Below are 23,631 nucleotides of genomic sequence, written 5' to 3' on the forward strand. Positions count from 1 at the left end.
ATAACATGCAATTCTCCTACTCATGGCTGAAAACCCAAGCCGATACCGAACTTTCCGCCGATAAGCTGGAACATTTGTTAACCATGTCCGGCTTGGAAGTGGAAGAGGCCGAGACTGCCGCGCCTGCGTTTACGGGCGTGGTGATTGCCGAAGTGAAATCCGTTGAAAAACATCCTGATGCCGACCGTTTGAACGTTACCCAAGTCGATGCGGGGACGGGCGAGTTGGTACAGATTGTGTGCGGTGCGCCGAATGTGAAAGCGGGCATCAAAGTGCCGTGTTCGCTGCCTGGCGCGGTGTTGCCGGGCAATTTCAAAATCAAGCCGACCAAGATGCGCGGCGTGGTGTCGAACGGGATGTTGTGTTCTACCGATGAACTTGGTCTGCCTGACGACGGCGTGAACGGTCTGCACATTTTGCCGCAAGACGCTCCTGTCGGTGCAAACATCCGCGAATATCTGGATTTGGACGATACGGTGTTCACGCTGAAAATCACGCCGAACCGTGCCGACTGCCTGAGCATCAAAGGCATCGCGCGCGAAGTGTCCGCGCTGACGGGTTGTGCGTTCAAGCAGCCAGCAATCCATGCCGCGCCAATCACGGGCAGCTGCAAACAGCCCGTGCAGATTGATGCGCCTGCCGATTGCGGCCGCTTTATCAGCCGCGTGATTGAAAACGTGAACGCGCGCGCCGCTACGCCGGATTGGATGAAGCAGCGTTTGGATCGCAGCGGTGTCCGCAGTATTTCCGCGCTGGTGGACATTGGCAATTATGTGATGCTGGAAATCGGTCAGCCGATGCATGTTTTTGATGCCGACAAACTTTCAGGCAGCCTGCACATCCGCCGTGCGCGCGAAGGTGAAACGCTGGAATGTCTGAACGAGAAAACCGTCTCCCTGTCTGAAAACACGCTGGTAGTGGCCGATGAAAAAGGCGCGTTGAGTTTGGCGGGTCTGATGGGCGGTGCAGCGAGCGCGGTTTCAGACGACACGCAAAATATCGTGCTGGAAGCGGCTTGGTTTGCGCCTGAAATCATTGCCGGCAAATCGCGCCAATATGGTTTTGGCTCGGATTCGTCGTTCCGCTTTGAGCGTGGCGTGGATTACCGTTTGCAGGCTGATGCCATCGAACGCGCCACCGAACTGGTTTTGCAAATCTGCGGCGGTGCAGCAGGAGAAATGGTGGAAGCGCAAGGCGAATTGCCTGAAGCGAAGCAGGTCGAATTGCGTTTAGGTCGTCTGAAAACCGTGTTGGGCGTGGACATTCCTGCCGAACAGGTGGAAACCATTTTGCAGCACTTGGGCTTGCAGCCTGAAAAAACGGCGGAAGGCTTCCGCGTTACCGCGCCGAGTTTCCGTTTCGACATCGAAATCGAGGCCGATTTGATTGAAGAAATTGGTCGCGTTTACGGCTATGAAAATATCCCTGACGATTACACGTCAGGTCGTCTGAAAATGCTGGCGCTGCCCGAAACCCGCCGTCCGCGTTTTGCCGTTTATAACGAAATGGCGGCGCGCGGCTACCGCGAAGTGGTCAGCTACGCCTTCGTTGACGAGCAGTGGGAACTCGATTTTGCCGCCAACGCAAATCCCATCCGTCTGCAAAACCCGCTGGCGGCGCAGTATGCCGTGATGCGTTCCACACTTATCGGCGGCTTGGTGGAAATTTTGCAAAACAATCTGAACCGTAAGCAAAACCGCGTGCGCGTGTTTGAAATTGCCCGCGTGTTCAGCAAAGGTTCAGACGGCCAGTTTGTACAAAACGAACGCATCGGCGGCCTGTGGTACGGCGCGGCGATGCCCGAACAATGGGGCAAGAAAACGCGCAACGCAGATTTTTACGACATCAAGGCCGATGTAGAAAATCTTTTGAAAAACAAAGCAGTTGAGTTCGTCAAAACCGAACATCCCGCCCTGCATCCCGGCCGTGCTGCCAATATCGTTTCAGACGGCCAAGTTATCGGCTTTGTCGGCGAATTGCATCCAAAATGGCTGCAAAAATACGACTTGCCGCAAGCGCCGCTGGTATTTGAAATCGACATGGCAGCCGTGTTGGAACGGGAAAAAACGCGTTATCAGGCAGTATCGAAATTCCAGCCGGTGCGCAGGGATTTGGCGTTTGTCATGCCTGAAACCATGACTCATGATGATTTGTTGGCCGCATTGAAAGGCGCGGCAAACAAGTTGGTACAGGAAATCAGCGTATTTGACGTATATCGCGGTACGGGCCTGCCTGAAGGGATGAAGAGCATGGCGGTCAAAGTGATTTTGCAGGATATGGAAAACACGCTGACGGATGAAACAGTCGAGCCAGTTATCGGAAAACTGATTGACGCGGCAACTGCTGCGGGAGCGCAACTTCGCAGCTAAAAAATAAATATTCGCTTGAATTTTAAATAGAAATTGGTAATAATCTGCACCTGTTACAACAGAAGGTAATAATATGACATTAACTAAAGCCGAATTGGCCGATATTTTGGTAGATAAAGTCAGCAATGTAACCAAAAACGATGCCAAAGAAATCGTCGAACTCTTTTTTGAAGAAATCCGCAGCACTTTGGCACGCGGCGAAGAAATCAAAATTTCCGGTTTCGGTAATTTTCAGTTGCGCGACAAACCGCAGCGTCCCGGCCGTAATCCGAAAACCGGCGAAGAAGTACCGATTACCGCCCGCCGCGTAGTCACTTTCCATGCCAGCCAAAAACTCAAAGGCATGGTGGAGCATTACTATGACAAACAACGCTAATCCCGTTATTCCTGCAAAACGTTATTTCTCACTGGACGAAATGTGCGAACTGGTGCAAATCAGCCCGTCACAATTTGCCCAGTGGCAACATGAGAACGGTATCGTTGTCGGTTACGGCGGCGATCGTTACACCCGTTCCGATGTGGTGAAACTGCTGAAGCTGAAAGATACCTTTGCGCCTTATGTCGACCGCTTCAGCCGTGATTCTTTGGATGCAAACGGTCATCCTGCTGCAAAGGCAGAAGAGGTTAGGGATAGCCTGAATCAAATTTTGGCAGATTTGGAAGCGCATTCATAATCGCCATTTCGTATTTCTGCGAAAAATAAAAAAACCGACCTTTGAAAGGTTGGTTTTTTATTGATGATGAAAAGTTTAACAATATATTTTTATGCCAATTTATAGTGGATTAAATTTAAATCAGGACAAGGCGACGAAGCCGCAGACAGTACAGATAGTACGGAACCGATTCACTTGGTGCTTCAGCACCTTAGAGAATCGTTCTCTTTGAGCTAAGGCGAGGCAACGTCGTACTGGTTTAAAGTTAATCCACTATATCATCTTCCGTTTTTTCTGTTGCATGAACAATCGAACGGGACAACTGCCATTAGTAAAAAGGTCGTCTGAAAACTTTCAGACGACCTTTGAGAAAGTTAGGTGTCCAATTCAAACTACGCCTGTTATGTAAATAACACAGTGCTTTCTTGAAATATGAACAATCCTTTCTTTGAGAAAAGCCATCTAAACTAAACCTTCAGATAACCTTAACTTATTCTTTGACTTTTATCTGATAAAATTCTTTCTGGTCCATACTTTCAAACCAGCCTACTGCTCCTCTTACATAATAAGATATTTCAATCTTAATATCCTGCTTAGTTATTGGAGTTCCAGAAATATTCAATTTGTTATACCACATATTGGTAGGTGTTACAGTCAACCCCGAATTCGGAGGATCCATTTCCACATTGAAATGATTGGGATAAGCAGCATATTTGGTTCTTAATTCTATGAAATATGGCTTATTTAATTCTGCATCCGGTAATGCCTGAACTTTATGTTTGCCGGCAAAACAACCGGATAATGCTATTACAGTCGAAAAGATAAATACTTTCCTTATCATACTTAAAATAAGCTCCATAATTTACTGATATTTCACAAAATTCTAAAATCAATTGCTCCAAAGCTGGCTTTTAGAAATTTTTCAGACGACCTTTGAGAAAGTTAGGCTTCCAATTCAACCTACGCCTGTTATGTAAACAACGCGGTGTTTTCTTGAAATATGAACAATCCTTTCTTAGAGAAAAGCTATCTAAACTAAACCTTCAGATAACATTAAATCATTCTTTAACTTTTATCTGATAAAATTTCTTCTGTTCCGGATCTTCAAAAAAACCTACGGGCCCTCTTATTAAATATGATATTTCAATCATGATATCCTGCTTCATCTTTGGAGTTCCAGAAATATGAACCGTATCATACCACTTATCGATAGGCTTTACAGTTAACCCCGAATTCGGAGGATCCATTTCTACTATGAAATGATCGGGATAAGTAGCTTGATTGGCCACATTAAATTCTATGAAATATGGCTTATTTAATTCTGCATCAGGCAATGATTCGACTTTTGGTGTGACAGTACAGCTCGCAGTAAAGCAAGCTAGAGCAAATATAAACAATCTTTTCATTTTCTTTTTTCCTATGTTATTGCTTTAAAAATTATTGTTTCAAGTAAACAGTTTCAAATCCACTATATCTCCCCTGTTTGCCGGCTGTGTAACGGACTTTCCCATACTATCCAGTGAGCCTTAAAGTTTGGTGTCGTTGCCCCTGTAAAAATATTTGGCGAACTCATCAGTTGCACGACACGGCAGCCTTGTATCGCGTATTTGTTGATTTCCGCCAATTTTTTCAGAGTGCTGCTACAAAGATAGGGGGAGATTATCTTGTTGAAGTTACGTTTTCAGACGACCTCCTGAGACTAAACTCAATCCGCTACATCGATACACAAATATTTCAATTCCAAATATTCGTCCGCACCGTATTTGCTGCCTTCGCGTCCCAGCCCGCTACGTTTCACGCCGCCGAACGGTGCCGCTTCATTGCTGATTAGGCCGGTATTGATGCCGACCATGCCATATTCCAAGTCTTCGCCGACGCGCCATTGTCGGGCAGCGTCGGAGGTGAAGAGGTAGGCCGCCAAACCGTATTCCGTATCGTTGGCAGCCGCAATGACTTCGGCTTCGGTTTCAAAGCGGAACACGGGACACAACGGTCCGAAGGTTTCTTCGCGCGCCACCGCCATTTGCGCCGTTACGCCGCTTAAAACGGTCGGTTCGAAAAACGTTCCACCTAATGCGCTGCGTTTGCCACCGGTGAGACAGACCGCGCCTTTGGAGAGCGCGTCGGCGATGTGCTGCTCGACTTTTTCCACCGCTTTTTCCTCAATCAGCGGCCCTTGGTTCACGCCTTCATCCAAGCCGTTGCCCAATTTGAGCGCGGCTACTTTTTCGCTTAATTTGCGGCAAAATTCGTCGTAAATGCCCGATTGAGCGTACACGCGGTTGGTGCAGACGCAGGTTTGACCGCTGTTACGGAACTTGCTCGCCAGCGCGCCTTCGACGGCTTTGTCCAAATCGGCATCGTCAAACACGATAAACGGCGCGTTGCCGCCCAGCTCCAAACTGAGTTTTTTAATGTCCGCCGCGCTGTCAGCAAAAATTTTCGCGCCGACTTCGGTCGAGCCGGTGAAGCTGATTTTGCGCACGGTCGGGTTCGTGGCAAATTCATGGCTGATTTCCGAAGCGCGGCCGCTGACGACGGGGAGCAAATCCTGCGGCACGCCCGCTTCGTAAGCCAGTAGCGCCAGCGCATATGCGCTCAGAGGCGTGAGCGATGCAGGTTTGACGATCATCGCGCAGCCCACCGCCAAAGCAGGCGCGGCTTTGCGCGCAATCATCGCGGACGGGAAGTTCCACGGCGTAATCGCGGCGGTAACGCCGACGGGCTGTTTCAACACGACCAGTTTTTGCGACGCCTTCACGCTTGTCAGCACATCGCCGTCAATCCGCCGCGCTTCTTCGGCAAACCAGCGTACAAACGAAGCCGCATAATCGATTTCGCCGCGCGCCTCGGTCAGGCTTTTGCCCTGTTCCATCGTCATGATGCGCGCCAGTTCTTCTTTGTTTTCCTTCATCAGAAAATACCAACGCCACAACACATCGGCGCGTTCCAACGCGGTTTTTGCCGCCCATAATTTTTGTGCGGCTTCCGCCTTTTGAATCAGCAACTTGAGGCTGTCTGAACGGGTTGTGCGGACAAACGCCAAAGTCTCGCCCGTCGCCGGATTATCGACTTTGATGCTGTCTGGAATCGGGAGAAAAGAAATATCGGGATGGTTTAACAATGATGTAAAAGAGTTCATGCCTGCCCTCGTGTGTATAGATGATGGATGGAAGTCATTATTCTCTTCATAGGATAAAAGCGCAAACTGCTTGAGCAGTTTGAGTCACATGAGAAGAAGAACCCAAAGTAGGTAGCTAAAAAGGTCGTCTGAAAATGTCTTATGGGCTTGGTTAGGATTTTTCGTTTGAATGGTAAGAAAGTGTTTTGACCGGCTGATAAGACATATTCAGGCAATTTTTATTTTTGAATTTCTTGTTTGCCTATATGGGTTATATAAAAAATGGAATATTTTTATGTTAAACAATGGAATAGGTTTTTAAATCATTTTAACTATTAAATGCGGATATATCCGGCAAATGTTTGCATGCGCTTAAAAACTTGTTAAAATCTCAAAAAATTATACAAATAATAATCAAAATCATTAAATATATTTCAATCTATTTCTATTTGCGGCAAAACCTTTCCGAGGTCGTCTGAACATTTTCAGACGACGCTGTCTGACATTCCGCCACACAAGGAATCCGTTATGAAGCCAGTCAAAGTCAACACCCTTGCCGCCTGCATCGCCGTCATTGGTTTCTCTCCCATCATTTATGCTGCCGATAATACGCCGACCGTCATTCTCGATCCCGTTACCGTCAAAGGCACGCGCAATAAAGATGAAATTGGTAAAAGCCGAGTTTATACCCGCGAAATCGTCAACCTCTACAAAGGCAAGGAGGATGTCGAAACCTTCAAAGGCAACACCGTATCCGACCTTTTAAGCGGTATGTCCGGCGTGTACAGCGGCGACGCGCGCAACAGCGGCGCGCTGGATCCCAATATACGCGGCGTGCAGGGGCAGGGACGGATTCCCGTTACCATCGACGGCACCGAGCAGGCGATTACCGTCTGGCGCGGCATGTTCGGCGCAAACAACCGCAACTATGTCGATCCCAATATCATCAGCAGCGTGTATGTGGAAAAAGGCCCGTCGTTCAACCGCGAGGTCAAAAGCGGTATCGGCGGTTCGGTGGCGCTGAAAACCCTCGAGGCCGACGACATCGTACCCAAAGGTCAGAAATACGGCGTGGAAATCAAGGCAGAGGCTAGCAACAATTCCATCAAGCCGCGCAAAGCCACCTATGCCGAAAACGTGGACTACCGTACCTTGGAAAATCCTTTAAATGTAATGGGCGGATACTGGCGGTTTTATGCCGACGATTCCGACAGACTGACCCCGCGCTTCGGCGGCAAGCATAAATTTTCGGAAGACAAGGCCTACCGCATCGCCGCTGCGACCAAACAGGATAATTTCGATGCCATACTCACCTATGCCTACCGCAACAAGGGCAATTACTTTTCAGGCAAAAAAGGCGCGCACCGCTACGGCTTCTACTCTATCGACAATGCCGAGAACCTCCGCAGGCTGCAAGAACAGGGAATAAAGGAACTCAGCCCCGAAGCCCCCATTATCGGCCTCTTCTATACGCCGGGCGGCGAGGTGGCCAATACTTCGCTGGAAACCGAATCCTGGCTGGGTAAAACCACCTTCCGCCTGCCGAACAACCAGAGCATCAAACTCGGCCTGCGCCATACGCACTCGACCTTCGGCGAGGTCATGCCCTCGCGTATCCTCAGCGGCGGCGGTTTCCAAGGTGATAATGTCGATTCCCAAAACAAAATCGCCGAATGGCCACAGGCGTGGGTCAAGCAGCGTGCCTACAATATCGACTATTCGTGGAAACCCGAGGGCAGCCGCTGGATTGATTTGAACGCCTCGCTATGGGCCACCCGCACCCGCTCCAAAACCAATTCCTCCGGCGGCGTCCCCGGCGATATTGCTTGGACCGACGTGGGATGGAATGCGGCTGCCGACGACTGGATTCAAGGCCTTCGCAAAAGGCCCGGTTTGGACGAAGGCCTGCCGAATACCGACGGCCGCTTCAATACCCGCCAGGCGCAGGCGCTCTACGCCACCAACAATCGCAACGGCTTCAATTTCTCCAACCGCATGAAGCTGCACGACAATCTCGAGCTGACCGTATTGGGCGACTTTCAGAACGAAAAACTGGCAACGCATAACGAATTTGCCGATTTATATGGCAACCGCTACAAAAAGGAATTTGATCAAAACTTGATCTATCCCAGTTCATTTCTTGATACTATTACCTACCCGCGCAACGGCAGGCGGCGCGAATACAACCTCGGCTTCAATTTCCGCTTCGAGCCGCGCCCGTGGCTGACGCTGACCGCAGGCGCGCGCTATACCAACTTCTCCCTGCAAGACGACAGTGTCAAAAAATTCTTAGACAACGGCGGTGAATTGGAAGCCCACAGGGGGCTTCGATATACCGCTGAAGTTGTGGCAACGAAAAAGGATTACGAAGCCTACCAAAAAGCCGATGCCTGCATCATGTCTCCTACGTGCGAACCGACACAAGACATGTTGGATGCATTTACTAAAATCAATCCCGGATCTAACGGTATAGGTATACCAGTGTATGCTAATCGAGCGCGTTTCGATTGGACCAAAGACCAATACGGCAAACTGAATATGGCCGACCATCCGGTATTGAACAATCCCAAAGTGCTGACCCGTGTCGAAAACCCCGCCTATAATCCGGCTGATCCCAGCAGCCCGCGTTTTGTAAACAAATTCCAAAACCTTAAAGCCGAAACTGCAAGTGACTACTCTTATAAAAGCGTGCTGACCCCGGCGCAGAAGCAGCAGGTGCTGAAGCAGAAAGGCAGCGGCTGGGCACCCGCCGCTTCGGTAACCTTCAATCTGACCGACTATGCCCGCGCCTACCTGCGCTATACCCAAACCCTGCGTTTTCCCAGCATTTTCGAGGGTACCGTAGGTGTTCCCATCAGCCCGAAGCTCAACACCACCTCGGTAAACCGCTATGGCTACCAATGGAAACCCGAACGCGGCAAAAATTTCGAGGTCGGCTATATCCACGACCTGACCGGAATGTTCCCGAAAATGCGCAAGGCCGATTTCCGCATCAACTATTTCCGCAACATCACCAAAAACATCATCGACCGCAACGACCAGCTTGAATTCGAACAATTCGACAAGCAGATACGTTCTGGCGCGGAATTGTCCGCCCGCTTCGATACCGGCAAGGTGTACGGCAGCCTCGGCCTCATCCGCACCATCCGCAACGACGTCTGCGACGAAGGTGCCGCATTCACTGACCAATTGCAGTCAACTGTGCTGAGATTGCATGTTCAAAGCAGCGGCAGCAAACCGCTGCTGCGCGCGCCGACCTGTTTCCCCGGCGGCGTGAAAATCGATGGTTACCTGTCATCCATGATGCAGCCGCGCTGGTCGGTCGATGCCGAATTGGGCGCACGTTTCCTGAAAAACAAACTGGATGTCGGCACCCGCTTCCACTGGCACAGCGACGTCTATAAAACCCGCGTAGACTCATGGCGCGGCTTCGAGCGGGCGGTTAACGACCATTACGCCACCGCTACGGACGAAGTCAAAGGCTATACTGATGGCATAGAAGATATGCGTTGGACCCCCACGGCCGTCGTCGATGCCTATCTGCGCTACCGCATCAACAAAAACATCACCGCTGAGTTGGTGGGCACCAACCTGACCAACCGCTACTATATGGACCCGTTCAGCCGCTCCTTCATGCCCGCACCGGGTAGAACCATCAGGATAGGGATTACAGGCAAGTTCTAAAGTAATTTCAAATTAGGATTTCCCCGTATTTCGATATTGGGAAGAGGATATTCAGGGGCTTTGTCATCAAAGCAGAATACAGGTTTTAAGCATCCGAGGTCGTCTGAAAACGAATTTTCAGACGACCTCGAAGGTTTATGTTGTATAAGCTGTCCGCTAAGGAGCCGGTTTTGTAAGAGTGCTATTTTTATCCTGAATACACGTTATAATACGAACCTTGTTTTCAAACCGATTCGAGATTCCGTTTTCAGACGACCTTTAAGATAAAAGGTCGTCTGAAAACGTTTGTCCCGTCCATACGCATCCGCCGAACTATGATTCCATCCGATTTCATTGACGAGCTTCTGGCCAAAGTCGATATTGTCGATATTATCGACGAGCAGGTTCCGCTGAAGAAGGGCGGGGCGAACTATATGGCTTGTTGTCCGTTCCACAAGGAAAAGACGCCGTCGTTTTCGGTCAGTCCGACCAAGCAGTTTTATCATTGTTTCAGTTGCGGAGCGCATGGTTCGGCGATTGGTTTTGTGATGGAACATCAGGGGCTGTCGTTTCCGGAGGCGGTGCAGTTTCTTGCCGACCGTGTGGGCATGGCTGTGCCTAAAGTGCGCGGGCAGAACGATAATCCTGAAGTCCGTGCCGAACGTAAGAAAAAACAGCAGACGTTGGAGGAAACGACGGCTGCGGCGGCTGATTTTTATGCGCAACAGTTGAAATTCAATCCGGCGGCGAAAGCTTATTTGGACAAACGCGGCTTGAGCGCGGAAGTCATCGCGCATTATGGTTTGGGCTCTGCGCCCGACGGCTGGCAGCCTTTGGCGCAAGTGTTCCAACCGTACCCGAATACCGCGTTGGTGGATACGGGGATGGTGATTGACAATGAGGGGCGGCATTACGACCGCTTCCGTCATCGGATTATGTTCCCCATCCGCAATCCGCGCGGGCAGGTAATCGGTTTTGGCGGCAGGGTGTTGGACGACTCGAAGCCGAAATATTTGAATTCGCCTGATACGCCTTTGTTTGATAAAGGGAAAAATCTTTACGGCTTGTATGAAGGTCGTGCTGCGGTCAAAGACGCAGGGCGGATTTTGGTGGTCGAAGGCTATATGGACGTGGTCGCGCTGGCGCAGTTCGGCGTGGGCTACGGCGTGGCGGCTTTGGGCACGGCGACGACGGCGGAACACGTCAAAATCCTGATGCGTCAGGCGGACAGTATTTATTTCTGTTTCGACGGCGACAGCGCGGGACGGAAAGCGGCTTGGCGCGCGCTGGAAAATGCGTTGCCGCAGTTGAAAGATGATAAATCGCTGCATTTTTTGTTCCTGCCGGAAGAACACGACCCCGACAGCTACATCCGCGCCTACGGCAAAGCGCAATTTGAAGACGCGCTGTTGAATCAAAGCAAGCCCTTGTCGGAATATTTCTGGGAGCATCTTTCAGACGACCTCAATCTCAATACGCAGGAAGGTAAGGCGGAATTGGTGAAAACCAGTTCGCCGCTTTTGGCGCAGATTACCGCGCCGGCATTGGCTTATTTGTTGAAACAACGGCTTAGCGAACTGGTCGGCATCGATCCCGACAATCTCGCCCAACTATTGGGGCAGGAAGCGCCGAAGCGGCACGTCAAACAAAAAAGCTACAAACTGCCTCCGATTTCCGTCAAACAGCCGGTCATGCTGACGCTGGTGCAACGGCAAATCCGCAGCCTCTTGATAAATCCGGATTGGGCTGCATATATAGACCTGCCCGATTATGTGGCGTTGGACGGCGATTTCGCCTGCCTTGCCAATCTCGCCGAAACCATTAAAAGCCATGCCGCCGTACCTGCTACCGCGCAGGTTTTAGAGTATATGCGCGGTTCTCCTTACGAAGAAACCGTGAACCAAATCTTCCAATCGACACTCTATTCTGAAGAAATGGAAGGCGGAGGCGAAGAAGACCGCGAGAACTTCCAAATCGGCATGAAGAAACTCCTTAACGAGTTGAAATACCAACAAATCGAAACCCTCAAGCAGAAAAGCCTGCAATCGGGTTTGAATGAAAATGAAAAAAAACTCTTGCTGTCGCTTTTGACCGCAAAGCAAAATTGAACGAACGGCAATCCCAGCCGAATCCAGCAACCTTCAGGCCGTCAGAAAAGCATTGTCCCAAGCTGCGAACATGATGATCCCGCAGAACACCCGTTCCAAAGAGCTTTCAGACGACCTCAGAGTGATAACCCAACAGATTGACTTTAAATCGGTTATCACTCTGTTCCGCCTTCAGGTGCATCATGCAAACCGTCGGCACACCATCAGATCAAGAAAGTAATCCATGTCTAAAGACCAAAATCACGAAGACTATCAAGAACAGGACGACAACCGTCCGCTGACCCTCGAAGAGCAGCGCGCCCGCCTGCGCCAGCTCATCATCATGGGTAAGGAACGCGGCTACATCACTTATTCCGAAATCAACGACGCCTTGCCCGACGATATGTCCGATGCGGATCAAATCGACAACATCGTCAGCATGATTTCCGGCTTGGGCATCCAAGTGACCGAGCAGGCGCCTGATGCGGAAGACATTTTGTTGAGCGACAACGCCGCCGCCGTAACCGACGACGATGCCGTTGCCGAAGCCGAAGCCGCCTTGTCCAGCGCGGATTCCGAGTTCGGCAGAACCACCGACCCCGTGCGTATGTATATGCGCGAAATGGGGCAGGTTGACCTGCTGACCCGCGAAGACGAAATCATCATCGCCAAAAAAATCGAAAACGCCCTGAAAAACATGGTGCAGGCAATTTCCGCCTGTCCGGGCTCCATTGCCGAAATCCTCGAGCTGATCGAGCAAATCCGCAAGGATGAAATCCGCGTGGACGAAGTGGTCGAAGCCATCATCGACCCGAACGAAGTGTTGCTCAACGAATTGGGCTTGGGACACTTGGAAAGCGCGTCAAACGACGACGATTCCGGCAGCAGTGAAGAAGATGAAGCGGATGAAGACGACGATGACGACGATTCCGGCAGCGACTCTGAAGCCATGTCCGCCGCGCATCTTGCCGAATTGAAGCAAAAAGTGCTGGAACACTTCGCCTTCATCGAAAGCGAATACGGCAAGATGATCAAAAAGCTGGAAAAACACGACAGCCGCCACCCCGATTATCTGGCACACCGCGACGCCATCGCCAACAAGCTCTTGGAAGTCCGCTTCGCCACCCGCCAAATCGAAAGCCTCAGCGGCAACCTTCGCAGCCGTGTCGAAAACATCCGCAAGCTCGAACGCGAAATCCGCGACATCTGCCTTGACCGCGTCCATATGGAACGCGACTACTTCATCCAAAACTTCCTGCCCGAAATCACCAACCTGAAATGGGTCGAAGAAGAAGTCGCCAAAGGCAGGGTCTGGAGCGACGCACTCGACCGCTTCCGCCACGCCATCCTCGAAAAACAAACCGAGTTGGCAAACATGGAAAAAGAAACCCGCATTTCCATCGAAGAGCTGAAAGACATCAACAAAAACATGGTGTCGAGCGAAAAAGAAACCGCAGCCGCCAAGCAGGAAATGATTCAGGCAAACTTGCGCCTGGTGATTTCCATCGCCAAAAAATACACCAACCGAGGTTTGCAGTTCCTTGATTTGATTCAAGAAGGCAACATCGGCTTGATGAAGGCGGTCGACAAGTTCGAATACCGCCGCGGCTACAAATTCTCCACCTACGCGACATGGTGGATCCGCCAAGCGATTACCCGCTCGATTGCCGACCAGGCGCGCACCATCCGTATTCCGGTGCACATGATTGAAACCATCAACAAGATGAACCGAATCTCCCGCCAGTATCTGCAAGAAACCGGCGAAGAGCCCGATTCCGCCAAACTTGCCGAGTTGATGGAAATGCCGGAAGACAAAATCCGCAAAATCATGAAAATCGCCAAAGAGCCGATTTCGATGGAAACTCCGATCGGTGACGACGACGATTCGCACTTGGGCGACTTCATCGAGGACGCCAACAACGTTGCCCCTGCAGACGCCGCAATGTACACCAGCCTGCACGAAGTCACCAAAGAAATCCTCGAAAGCCTGACCCCGCGCGAAGCCAAAGTCCTGCGTATGCGCTTTGGTATCGACATGAATACCGACCACACGCTCGAAGAAGTCGGCAAACAGTTTGACGTAACCCGCGAACGTATCCGTCAAATCGAAGCCAAAGCTCTGCGCAAACTGCGCCATCCGACCCGCAGCGACCGCCTCAGAAGCTTCCTCGACAGCGAAGACAGCAAACTGTAAAACAGCAAACCGCAGGTTTATCCCTGCGGTTTTTTATGGGTAAGAGGTCGTCTGAAACAGGAGTTGTACGTTTTCAGACGACCTGTTTTGCATTCATTGCACGGTTGGTTAAAACCCGTAGCGTGGGCTTTGCCCGCGGATAATAGAGAAAATTTCAGCAGCTTTTTTATTTATCATCTTCGTGGGCAAAGCCCACGCTACGACTTTATAACAGCAAGCTGCAGGTTTCATATCTGCGGTTTTTTATGGGTAAGGGGTCGTCTGAAACAGAAGTTTTACGTTTTCAGACGACCTGTTTTGCATTCATTGCACTATGGTCGGTTGAAACCCGTAGCGCGGGCTTTGCCCGCGGATAATAGAGAAAATTTCGGCAGCTTTTTTACTTATCATCTTCGTGGGCAAAGCCCACGCTACATCGCGTTATCTTTTCTAGACCGGCTGGCAACCAAAACATAGTTTGCAAAAAAAGGTCGTCTGAAAACCGGTTTTCCTGTTTTTCAGACGACCTTTCCTATATTTTCATTTGATCATCAAACCATTCAGTCTTTCGCCGTGTTCATCAGCCGCAGGGCTTTGAGGCGGCCGATTTCTTTTTGGTATTCCACCAGGCCGATAAATGTTCCGCTTCTGTCGTAAACGCGGATGGGCTGGTCGGCGGGGATGTTTTCGGTAAACTGCGGGCGCTGGCCGCATTTGAGCATGGTTACGGCGCGGTCGTTCAGTTCGATTTTGGGGAGATGCCGCACTAAAACATCGCAGGGCAGGAGCAGGGCGTCGCGTTCGGTTTCGTTTAATTCTGCCAAGGCTTCGAGCGTGTGGCTTTCGCGGATGGAGAAACCGGCGGTTTCGGTGCGGCGCAGGGCGGTCAGGTGGGCGAATGTGCCGATGTGTTTGGCGATGTCTTCGCTGAGGGTGCGGATGTAGGTGCCTTTGCTGCAACGTACGTCGATGACGGCTTTAGGCGCGTCAAACTCGGTAATATCAATGGCGTAAATGGTGATGTCGCGTGGTTTGCGTTCGATGACGATGCCTTTGCGGGCGTATTCGTACAGCGGTTTGCCTTCGTGTTTGAGGGCGGAAAACATCGGCGGCACTTGGCGGATGTTGCCCGTCAGGGCTTGGCATGCCGTCTGAAATTCGGCTAAGGAAATATCGGCGCGGGCAGTGGCGATGATTTCGCCTTCGGCATCGCCGGTGCTGCTGGCTTCGCCGAGTTTCAGCGTGGCGGTGTAGGCTTTGTCGGCATCCAGCAGGTATTGGGCGAACTTGGTCGCTTCGCCGAAGCAGACGGGCAAAAGTCCGGTTGCCAAAGGATCGAGCACGCCGGTATGCCCCGCTTTTTCGGCGTTGTAGAGGCGGCGGGCTTTTTGCAGGGCGGTGTTGCTGGAAAGTCCTTCGGGCTTGTCGAGCAGAAGGACGCCGTTGACGGGGCGTTTGGCGGGTTTGGCGGTCATGATGGGGAAGGGTAAGTGGCAGTTGTGTGGGCGGGAAATGATTGCAAAAGGTCGTCTGAAAACAGGTTCGCGCTTTGACTGCGGCGTTTTCAGACGACCTTTACCTTTAATCTTCCACCGGTTTTTCCGCCGCCACTTGGTCGATGAGGCTGGAAATGCTCATGCCGCGTTCGAGCGATTCGTCGTATTTGAAGTGCAGCTCGGGCGTTTTGAAGAGTTTGATGCGTTTCGCCAATTCGCTGCGCAAGTGGCCTTTGGCGTGTTCCAAGGCTTCTTCGGTGATGTCGCGGGTGCTGTCGTCGAGGACGGTGTAGAACACGGTGGCGTGGCTGTAATCGCGGGTGACTTCGACTTCGTTGATGGTGATGAAGCCTGCGCGCGGGTCTTTCAGGCCGGTGCGGACCAGCTCGGCCAGTTCGCGCATGATTTGTTCTTTGACACGGTCTTGGCGGGCATAGCCGCGTTGCAGTTTTCTCATGGTTTTCCTTAAACGGCGGCGGCCGTTTCAACTTTGTTTTCAGACGGCCTGTGTGAAATAAATGCGGTATTATAACGGATATACGGCAATTTGAGGCCGTCTGAAAAGGAGTTTGGCTATGCAGAAAATCAAAATCGGATTGGCAGGGTTCGGCATGTCGGCGCAGGTGTTCCATCTGCCGTTTTGGCGTGCGGATGCGCGGTTTGAAGTCGTGCGCGTGTTTGAACGCAGCGGCAATAGGGCGCAGGAAGTCCTGCCGCAGGCGCAGACCGTGCGTTCGTTTGAGGAGTTGCTTACCGACGATGTGGATTTGGTGGTCGTGACCACGCCGAACCAGACGCATTTCGATTTTGCCGCTCAGGCTTTGTGTGCAGGTAAAAATGTGGTGGTGGAAAAACCGTTGTGCGCCACGGCGGCGCAAGCCTTGCAACTGGCGGAACTTGCCGAGCGGCAGGGCGTATTGCTGACCGTTTACCAAAACCGCCGTTGGGACAGCGCGCCGCTGACCGCCAAAAAGCTGCTTTCAGACGACCTTTTGGGCGAAATTGTGGATGCGGAGTTCCGTTTCGAGCGTTATGCGGCTGCCTTGAACAAAAAACGCTGGAAGGAAACGGGCGAGGCGGGCGTAGGGCTGGTGTACGATTTGGGTTCGCACCTCATGGATATGGCGGTCGATGTTTTCGGGATGCCCGACGAGCTTTATGCCGACGTGCGCTATCAGCATGACGGAGCAGTCAGCGACGATAATTTCTATATCGCGCTTTATTACGCCGACGGCAAAAAAGTCGCCCTGACCGCAAGCAAATATGCCCGCGAGCCTTTGCCGTTCATGACTTTGCACGGCAAACGCGGTTCATACGTCAAACAAAATGCCGACAACCAAGAAGCCCTGCTGCTCGGCGGCGTGCAACCCGTCGGAGCGTGGAACCGTGAATCAGAAGACGAAAGGGGCATCCTGCATACGGAAATCGACGGTGTGGTCGTCCGCAAAAAAATCGAAAGCGTCAGCGGCAATTATGCGGCGTTTTATGAAAACCTTTATGACGCGCTGCAAGGTAAATCTCCCGCAGCGGTGCAACCGCGCCAAGTGGCGCAAGTGCTGGGGCTGCTGGAAAAAGTATATGAAAGCGCGAAGTCGGGGTGTCGGGTGAAGGTGTAGGGAGCGGTTTAAATCGCCGGATAGAAGGGCGGGGCAAAACCATTGGGGAAACGTAAGCCTGAAGATCGCAGAAAATAAGCCCCCGTTGCGTATCCTTTATTTTGTTTCGTTATAAAAAAAAGTATAATCACACCCATTCAAAAACAATCCGAGGCCTGCCAAATGAACGTAACCGTTATCAATCACCCCCTTGTCCGCCACAAACTCACGCTCATGCGCGAGGCCGATTGCAGCACTTACAAATTCCGCACCCTCACTACCGAGCTGGCGCGCCTGATGGCTTACGAAGCCAGCCGTGATTTTGAAATTGAAAAATACATTATCGACGGCTGGTGCGGTCAAATCGAAGGCGACCGCATCAAGGGCAAAACCTTGACCGTCGTACCGATTTTGCGTGCCGGTTTGGGTATGCTCGACGGCGTGCTCGACCTGATTCCGACTGCCAAAATCAGCGTGGTCGGGTTGCAGCGCGACGAAGAAACGCTCAAACCCGTTTCCTATTTTGAAAAATTCGTGGACAGCATGGACGAACGTCCCGCGCTGATTATCGACCCCATGCTCGCGACCGGCGGCTCTATGGTGGCCACCATTGACCTGTTGAAGGCGAAAGGCTGCAAAAATATCAAAGCGTTGGTACTCGTTGCCGCGCCCGAAGGCGTCAAAGCCGTCAATGAAGCGCATCCCGACGTCACCATCTACACCGCCGCCCTCGACAGCCATCTGAACGAAAACGGCTACATTATCCCCGGCTTGGGCGATGCGGGCGATAAGATTTTCGGCACGCGCTGATTCGTGATTTGAGGTCGTCTGAAACTGAATGTATGGGTTTCAGACGACCTTTTTTAGTGGATTAACTTTAAATCAGGACAAGGCGACGAAGCCGCAGACAGTACAGATAGTACGGAACCGATTCACTTGGTGCTTCAGCACCTTAGAGAATCGTTCTCTTTGAGCAGCTAAGGCGAGGCAACGCCGTACTGGTTTAAAGTTAATCCACTATACAAGGTATTTTTCGTTGAAAATCCCATGTTAGAAAGGACACCCATGAGCTTCCAAGACAACCTCGCTGCCATGCCCGACATCGGTCATTTGAGCGGACTCGACATCCTCGACGCACAAGGCAAAGCCGTCCATCACATCCCCAACGCGCCCGGCAAGCAAGGCTCGCTGAAACTCTACAACGCTTTGGCATTGAATTTCGGCGGCAAGCTCGATGCCGCTGCTGCTGCGCAGGGTTTGGATTGGTTTGCCGAACACGTTGCCGACGCGCAAGCCAATCCGGGCAAACATCCCAATATCGATTTGCTGTTGCAAGTGAAAAACGAAAACCTCAGATTGCTGCTAAAGCCGGTTAACGCTTAAACATCAGCTAAGCGAAAGGTCGTCTGAAAACAGAAATCCTGTTTTCAGACGACCTTTTTTCATGAAACCGTTTTGTTATAAATAAAATTGTTATATTATAACCAATCAAATTTCTACCCGATACATTTGGAGAACCCATGAAAAAAACCGCATTGTTCATCGCATCCGCACTCCTGTTCAGCACAACCGCCCAAGCACACCGCGTCTGGGTCGAAATCGCCCATACGCACGGCGGCGAATACCTGCAAGCCGAATTGGGCTATGGCGAGTTCCCCGAACTCGAACCCATCGCCAAAGACCGCCTGCACATTTTCAGCAAGCCCATGCAGCTGATTACCGAAAAAGGCAAAGAAAATCTGATTCAAAAAGGGACGTACAACTACCAATACCGCAGCAAACTCCCTGTCAAAGACGGCAGCTACCTCGTTACTGCCGAATACCAGCCGACCTTCTGGTCTAAAAACAGCGCAGGCTGGAAACAGGCGAGCATCAAAGAAATGCCTGACGCCAGCTATTGCGAACAAACCCGAATGTTCGGTAAAAACATCGTCAACGTCGGACACGAAAGCGCAGACACCGCTGTCATCACCAAGCAAGTCGGACAACATCTGGAAATCGTTCCGCTGGACAACCCCGCCAACGTCCACGTCGGCGAACGCTTCAAAGTCCGCGTCCTTTTCAACGGCGAGCCGCTGCCCAACGCCACCGTTACCGCCACATTTGACGGTTTCGACACCAGCGACCGCAGCAAAACCCACAAAACCGAAGCCCAAGCCTTCTCCGATACCACGGACGACAAAGGCGAAGTCAGCATCATCCCCCTGCGTCAAGGCTTTTGGAAAGCCAGCGTAGAACACAAAGCCGATTTCCCCGATCAAAGCGTGTGCCAAAAACAGGCGAACTACACCACCCTGACCTTCCAAATCGGTCATACGCATCATTAATATCCAATAACAAAGGTCGTCTGAAAACCGTATTGCAGGGTTTTCAGACGACCTTTCTCTTTATCAGCCAATTAATTTAATAAACAGCCATCCATCAAGGCTTATGAGGCGCAAACGCCCATTGCCCAAGCGCCAAGCCCAAATCGAATAGATTCAGACGACCTATCGCCACCCTGACCAAACGCAGGCACGGAAAACCCGCCTTAGCCGTCATCCGCCTGACCTGTCGGTTTTTCCCTTCCGAAATCCGAATTTCCACCCAAAAATCAGGTACAGACTTGCGTACGCGGATAGGCGGCACGCGCGGCCACAAAACATCCGCTTCGCCCGCTTCCAACACGCGGACCTTTGCCGGACGCGTGACAAAATCTCCCAAATCCACACCGCGCCGCAGCATATCCAACTTCGCTTCGTCAGGCGAACCTTCCACCTGCGCCCAATAAGTTTTCTCCAGCTTAAACTTAGGATCTGCAATCCGCGCCTGCAAACGCCCGTCGTTCGTCAGCAGCAGCAAACCCTCGCTGTCCGTATCCAAACGTCCCGCCGGATAAAAGTCCGGCAGCGACACATAATCTTTCAAACACCCATACTTTTCATGCGCCGAAAACTGGCAAATCACGCCATAAGGCTTGTTCAATACGATTAAATCATTCATTTTCATCACATCCTGAAACCAAGCATGAATTGTACCAGCCGCCGCATACAGGCTACAATTTCACGCTTCTTTATATTTTATACAAATGATTTCATACGGTTAAAAAATACCCTGAAGCCCGGCTTGACACGCCCGAGCCAAACCAGTATATTACGCACTTCCTTAGGAGTAATGGCTGAGAGGCTGAAGGCACTTCCCTGCTAAGGAAGCATGTGGGGTCAACCTGCATCGAGGGTTCGAATCCCTCTTACTCCGCCACCATACGAAAACCCGTCGATTATCCGACGGGTTTTCTTTTTAGCGTTTTTGTGAAAGCAAGGATAACTGACAGGCAAACCGTCAAACTTGACGTTTACGGAACATGAAAGCGTTTGCGCGCAGGCTGGATTGCCGTTGAAACCGATTATTAAGCACGGCAATCATTAAAAATCAAAAAAAGGTCGTCTGAAACCGGATTTCAGACGACCTTTTTGTATGTCAGTGCAGCGGCTTATTCTTCCGGAGCGCGGAAGGTGTCGTGGCAGGATTTGCAGCTTGCGCCGGTTTCGCCGTAAGCGGCTTTGATTTCTTCCAGCTTGCCGGTTTGTGCGGCGGCGTTCAGTTTTTCAACGGCTGCGGCGAATTTGTCTTCTTCGGCTTTGAATTTGGCCGCATCAGACCAAACCGCAGGCAGGGCGCGGCCGTTGCCTTTGTCGTCAGATTGGAAGAAGGTGAAAGGTTTTTTGCTGGTTTCGGCAAAGGTTGCCGCAGCCTGCTTGAATTTTTCCACGTCGTAAGGCTCTTCGCCTTTTACCATTTTGCCCATGCTGGAGAACTCGGGCATCATGGATTTGAACGCGGTGGTACGGTCTTCGGAGATCGGACCTTTGGGTTGCGCGGGTGCGCCGCCACCGCAGGCGGCAAGGGTCAGGGCAGCGAGCAGCGCCGCTGAGAAGAGTTTGGTATTCATGGCTTTGGTGTCCTGTGATAGTATTTTGTTATTCATATTTTTCAGACGACGTCTGAAGAGGTCGTCTGAAAAGTCGTAATCATACCTGAAATGGGTTTACAAAACGAGAAAAGAAAGGAAATAGTTATGGCGATTTTGGTTACCGGCGCTTCAGCGGGTTTCGGCGGGGCAATGTGCCGCACGTTTGTACAGGCCGGTTATTCCGTTATCGGCGCGGCGCGGCGCGGCGAGAAACTGCAGGCATTGGCGGCCGAATTGGGCGAGCGGTTTTATCCTTTGGAAATGGACGTTTCGCGTACCGAGTCGATACGCAACGCGCTCGACAGCCTGCCTGAAAATTTTGCCGAAATCGATTGCCTGATCAACAACGCCGGATTGGCGTTGGGTTTGGAAACGGCGGACAAAGCAGATTTCGGCGATTGGGAAACCATGATTCAAACGAACATTATCGGTCTGACTTTCCTAACGCGCCAAATCCTGCCACAAATGGCGGAGCGCAAACAAGGCTATATCATGAATCTGGGTTCGATTGCCGGCAGCTATGCCTACGAGGGCAGCAACGTGTACGGCGCGACCAAGGCGTTTGTGCGCCAGTTCAGCATGAACCTGCGCGCGGAATTGGCGGATAAAAACATCCGCGTCACCAACATCGAGCCGGGTTTGTGCGGCGGTACCGAGTTTTCCAACGTCCGATTTAAGGGCGATGACGAGCGGGCGGAAAAGGTTTATGAGAACGTCGAGTCCATCCGGCCGCAAGACATTGCGGATACGGCTTTGTGGCTCTATCAGCGTCCGGCGCACATGAACGTCAACTCCATCGAAATCATGCCTGTCGCCCAAACCTTTGCCGGTATGAAAGTCATCCGCAATACGCTGCCCGTACCCGCGCAGGCGGAGAGTTTCGAGAAACAGAGTATGTCTTTGTTTGCACGGATTAAGTCGTGGTTCAAATAGGCAGATTGGATGGGATGGGTCGTCTGAACGGTGGCGCTCGGTTTCAGACGACCTCCGAATATCTGCATCTTACATAAACACGTTATAATGTAATCCTCTCCGTTCAGAATTTTAAGGTCGTCTGAAAGCCTTTATGAAACACGCAATCAAACAAAAAATCCTCGAACAGGCACGCCGTGACGGCGTACAGGTAACCGCTTTGCGCGAGCAGGTGCTCGATATCGTTTTGCAGCAAAGCGGCGTGATTAAAGCCTACAACGTCTTGTCGCAGATGCAGCAGCAAAGCGAGGGCGTGGTTGCGCCGCCGACGGCCTACCGCGCCCTTGATTTTTGGGCGGAGCAGGGTGTTTTGCACAAAGTGGCGGCGGTCAACGGCTATATTTTGTGCAGCCATGCGCAGCACGAGTGCGACGACCATTGCCACGACCACGAAGAAGCCGAAGCGCACCACAGCGCGTTTATTTTGGTCTGCACCGAATGCGGTACGGCGGACGAGCAAACCCTGAGCCACGAATGGGCGGCACTGCGCGCAGGCGTTGCCGAAAGCGGCTTTGCGCTGAAAGAAGAACACGTTGTTTTAACTGGAATCTGTAAAAAATGTCAGAAGTGAAAAAAACCAAAGTCCACCTGATTTCAGGTTTTCTAGGAACAGGCAAAACCACCGCGCTTAAAAGCCTGATGGAACAGAAAGACCCGAACGAGAAATGGGTCATCATTGTCAACGAGTTTGGCGAAATCGGTATTGACGGGGCGGTACTGAGCGACAACGGCATCCCCGTGGCAGAAATCGCCGGCGGCTGTTTGTGTTGCACAGCCGGCCCGCAAATGGGCGTAACTGTGCAGAAAATGCTGCGCGACGCCAAGCCCGACCGCCTGATGATTGAGGCAAGCGGACTGGCGCACGCCGCCAGCGTCATCGACGAATTGAAAGCCAAACCGCTGGATAGTCTTCTGGAAATCGGCGCAGTCTTTACTGTTGTTGATCCGCGCCAGTTCATCAACCCCGATTACGCGCAGCAGGCGTTGTATAAAGACCAAATCGGCATCTGCGACGTATTGGTCGCCAGCAAAACCGATTTATGCACCCCCGAACAGCTTGCCGAATTTCACGACAAAGCGGCAAAACTGTTTCCGCCCAAAGCCAAAGTGGTCGAAGTCCAAAATGCACAGCTCGACATCCAATGGCTCGACATTCCCGTTATCGAAAAATCACGCTACCGCCTCAAAGCCCTGCCGGACAACACCATGGGCTTCCAGTCGCAAGGTTTCACATTCCCCGCCGGACGCGATTTCGACGGCGAAAAATTGACCAACTTCTTCAACGACCTGCCTAAATTCACAGACGGCCTCGTCCGCGCCAAAGGCGTGTTCCAAGTGCTCGGCACATGGGTGTGGCTCAACTGGGTGGACGGGCAGTGGGGCGCTAACCAAGTCTCATGGCGGCGCGACTCGCGCTTCGAGCTGATTGCCAAATCGTTTGATGCGGATTTGATTGAGAAGAAACTGCAAGAGGCTTTGGAGAAATAAGGAAGGTCGTCTGAAAGTTTGTCGCAGCAATTTTCAGACGACCTAAACGATAGTGAAGTCTA

At 51.5% G+C, this 23,631-nt stretch carries 20 protein-coding genes and 1 tRNA gene; 14 read left to right on the forward strand and 7 right to left on the reverse strand.

Annotated elements, in window-relative coordinates; all coding sequences use genetic code 11:
• The first annotated feature begins 5 nt into the window (after positions 1-5).
• From pheT to H3L95_RS01670, 3 genes are all read left to right on the forward strand, one after another.
• The gene (gene pheT / locus H3L95_RS01660; protein WP_003757802.1) at positions 6-2,369 is read left to right on the forward strand and encodes a phenylalanine--tRNA ligase subunit beta; all 2,364 of its coding nucleotides are present in this window, start codon (positions 6-8) and stop codon (positions 2,367-2,369) included.
• Between the two features lie 73 nt (positions 2,370-2,442).
• Entirely contained in the window at positions 2,443-2,745 is a 303-nt protein-coding gene (locus H3L95_RS01665; protein ID WP_003675494.1) for an integration host factor subunit alpha, read from the forward strand.
• A complete protein-coding gene (locus H3L95_RS01670) occupies positions 2,729-3,043 on the forward strand; it encodes a hypothetical protein (RefSeq protein WP_003757803.1) in 315 nt (104 codons plus the stop codon). Before H3L95_RS01665 ends, H3L95_RS01670 begins: the two co-directional genes overlap by 17 nt.
• Before the next feature lie 469 nt (positions 3,044-3,512).
• Here the strand turns inward: H3L95_RS01670 and H3L95_RS01675 are convergent, their stop codons facing one another.
• The 3 genes from H3L95_RS01675 to H3L95_RS01685 form a co-directional block, all read right to left on the reverse strand.
• Positions 3,513-3,881 (reverse strand): hypothetical protein, encoded by a 369-nt coding sequence (locus tag H3L95_RS01675; RefSeq protein WP_003757806.1) that lies wholly within the window; start codon positions 3,879-3,881, stop codon positions 3,513-3,515.
• Between the two features lie 199 nt (positions 3,882-4,080).
• Positions 4,081-4,428 carry a hypothetical protein gene (locus H3L95_RS01680; RefSeq protein ID WP_003757811.1) on the reverse strand — a complete coding sequence of 116 codons (348 nt, stop codon included), beginning with the start codon at positions 4,426-4,428 and terminating at the stop codon, positions 4,081-4,083.
• Between the two features lie 299 nt (positions 4,429-4,727).
• Positions 4,728-6,164: an NAD-dependent succinate-semialdehyde dehydrogenase gene (locus H3L95_RS01685; protein WP_003757815.1), complete on the reverse strand. Its 1,437-nt coding sequence runs from the start codon at positions 6,162-6,164 to the stop codon at positions 4,728-4,730.
• Positions 6,165-6,671: 507 nt separating this feature from the next.
• On the opposite strand from H3L95_RS01685, the gene H3L95_RS01690 reads away from it, so the two are divergent.
• The 3 genes from H3L95_RS01690 to rpoD all read left to right on the forward strand — a co-directional run bounded on the left by H3L95_RS01690 (position 6,672) and on the right by rpoD (position 14,087).
• Positions 6,672-9,827, forward strand: a complete 3,156-nt coding sequence (locus H3L95_RS01690) for a TonB-dependent receptor domain-containing protein (protein ID WP_182096190.1) — start codon at positions 6,672-6,674, stop codon at positions 9,825-9,827.
• Between the two features lie 314 nt (positions 9,828-10,141).
• Positions 10,142-11,914, forward strand: a complete 1,773-nt coding sequence (gene dnaG / locus H3L95_RS01695; RefSeq protein ID WP_003757824.1) for a DNA primase — start codon at positions 10,142-10,144, stop codon at positions 11,912-11,914.
• Positions 11,915-12,137: 223 nt separating this feature from the next.
• Positions 12,138-14,087 (forward strand): RNA polymerase sigma factor RpoD, encoded by a 1,950-nt coding sequence (rpoD, locus tag H3L95_RS01700; protein ID WP_003757828.1) that lies wholly within the window; start codon positions 12,138-12,140, stop codon positions 14,085-14,087.
• 539 nt (positions 14,088-14,626) lie between these two features.
• Here the strand turns inward: rpoD and truB are convergent.
• Together truB and rbfA are read right to left on the reverse strand one after the other, a co-directional pair.
• Positions 14,627-15,541, reverse strand: a complete 915-nt coding sequence (gene truB / locus H3L95_RS01705; protein ID WP_003757831.1) for a tRNA pseudouridine(55) synthase TruB — start codon at positions 15,539-15,541, stop codon at positions 14,627-14,629.
• Between the two features lie 106 nt (positions 15,542-15,647).
• Positions 15,648-16,019 carry a 30S ribosome-binding factor RbfA gene (rbfA, locus tag H3L95_RS01710; protein ID WP_003757834.1) on the reverse strand — a complete coding sequence of 124 codons (372 nt, stop codon included), beginning with the start codon at positions 16,017-16,019 and terminating at the stop codon, positions 15,648-15,650.
• Positions 16,020-16,137: 118 nt separating this feature from the next.
• On the opposite strand from rbfA, the gene H3L95_RS01715 reads away from it, so the two are divergent.
• From H3L95_RS01715 to H3L95_RS01730, 4 genes are all read left to right on the forward strand, one after another.
• Complete coding sequence (locus H3L95_RS01715; RefSeq protein WP_003757836.1) at positions 16,138-17,178, forward strand: Gfo/Idh/MocA family oxidoreductase; 1,041 nt, start codon at positions 16,138-16,140, stop codon at positions 17,176-17,178.
• 162 nt (positions 17,179-17,340) lie between these two features.
• Complete coding sequence (upp, locus tag H3L95_RS01720; RefSeq protein ID WP_003744890.1) at positions 17,341-17,967, forward strand: uracil phosphoribosyltransferase; 627 nt, start codon at positions 17,341-17,343, stop codon at positions 17,965-17,967.
• Between the two features lie 255 nt (positions 17,968-18,222).
• The gene (locus tag H3L95_RS01725) at positions 18,223-18,540 is read left to right on the forward strand and encodes a DUF2322 family protein (protein WP_003763340.1); all 318 of its coding nucleotides are present in this window, start codon (positions 18,223-18,225) and stop codon (positions 18,538-18,540) included.
• Between the two features lie 137 nt (positions 18,541-18,677).
• On the forward strand, positions 18,678-19,484 hold the full coding sequence (locus H3L95_RS01730) for a DUF4198 domain-containing protein (RefSeq protein ID WP_003757845.1): 807 nt from the start codon (positions 18,678-18,680) through the stop codon (positions 19,482-19,484).
• Positions 19,485-19,578: 94 nt separating this feature from the next.
• On the opposite strand, the gene H3L95_RS01735 is transcribed toward H3L95_RS01730, so the two are convergent.
• Entirely contained in the window at positions 19,579-20,139 is a 561-nt protein-coding gene (locus tag H3L95_RS01735; RefSeq protein ID WP_182096191.1) for a pseudouridine synthase, read from the reverse strand.
• A 165-nt stretch (positions 20,140-20,304) separates the two neighbouring features.
• Here H3L95_RS01735 and H3L95_RS01740 point away from each other — a divergent pair.
• Positions 20,305-20,397, forward strand: a tRNA-Ser gene (locus H3L95_RS01740).
• A gap of 232 nt (positions 20,398-20,629) precedes the next feature.
• Here the strand turns inward: H3L95_RS01740 and H3L95_RS01745 are convergent.
• A complete protein-coding gene (locus H3L95_RS01745; RefSeq protein WP_003763338.1) occupies positions 20,630-21,088 on the reverse strand; it encodes a c-type cytochrome in 459 nt (152 codons plus the stop codon).
• Positions 21,089-21,214: 126 nt separating this feature from the next.
• Here H3L95_RS01745 and H3L95_RS01750 point away from each other — a divergent pair, with 126 nt between their 5' ends.
• From H3L95_RS01750 to H3L95_RS01760, 3 genes are all read left to right on the forward strand, one after another.
• Positions 21,215-22,042 (forward strand): SDR family oxidoreductase, encoded by an 828-nt coding sequence (locus H3L95_RS01750; RefSeq protein WP_040668374.1) that lies wholly within the window; start codon positions 21,215-21,217, stop codon positions 22,040-22,042.
• 133 nt (positions 22,043-22,175) lie between these two features.
• Positions 22,176-22,652, forward strand: a complete 477-nt coding sequence (locus H3L95_RS01755; protein ID WP_003744587.1) for a Fur family transcriptional regulator — start codon at positions 22,176-22,178, stop codon at positions 22,650-22,652.
• Complete coding sequence (locus H3L95_RS01760; protein WP_003757856.1) at positions 22,640-23,569, forward strand: CobW family GTP-binding protein; 930 nt, start codon at positions 22,640-22,642, stop codon at positions 23,567-23,569. The genes H3L95_RS01755 and H3L95_RS01760 overlap by 13 nt, the downstream gene beginning before the upstream one ends.
• Positions 23,570-23,631: the final 62 nt, after the last annotated feature.

It is taken from the genome of Neisseria sicca (genome assembly GCF_014054945.1).
Lineage (GTDB): Bacteria > Pseudomonadota > Gammaproteobacteria > Burkholderiales > Neisseriaceae > Neisseria > Neisseria sicca.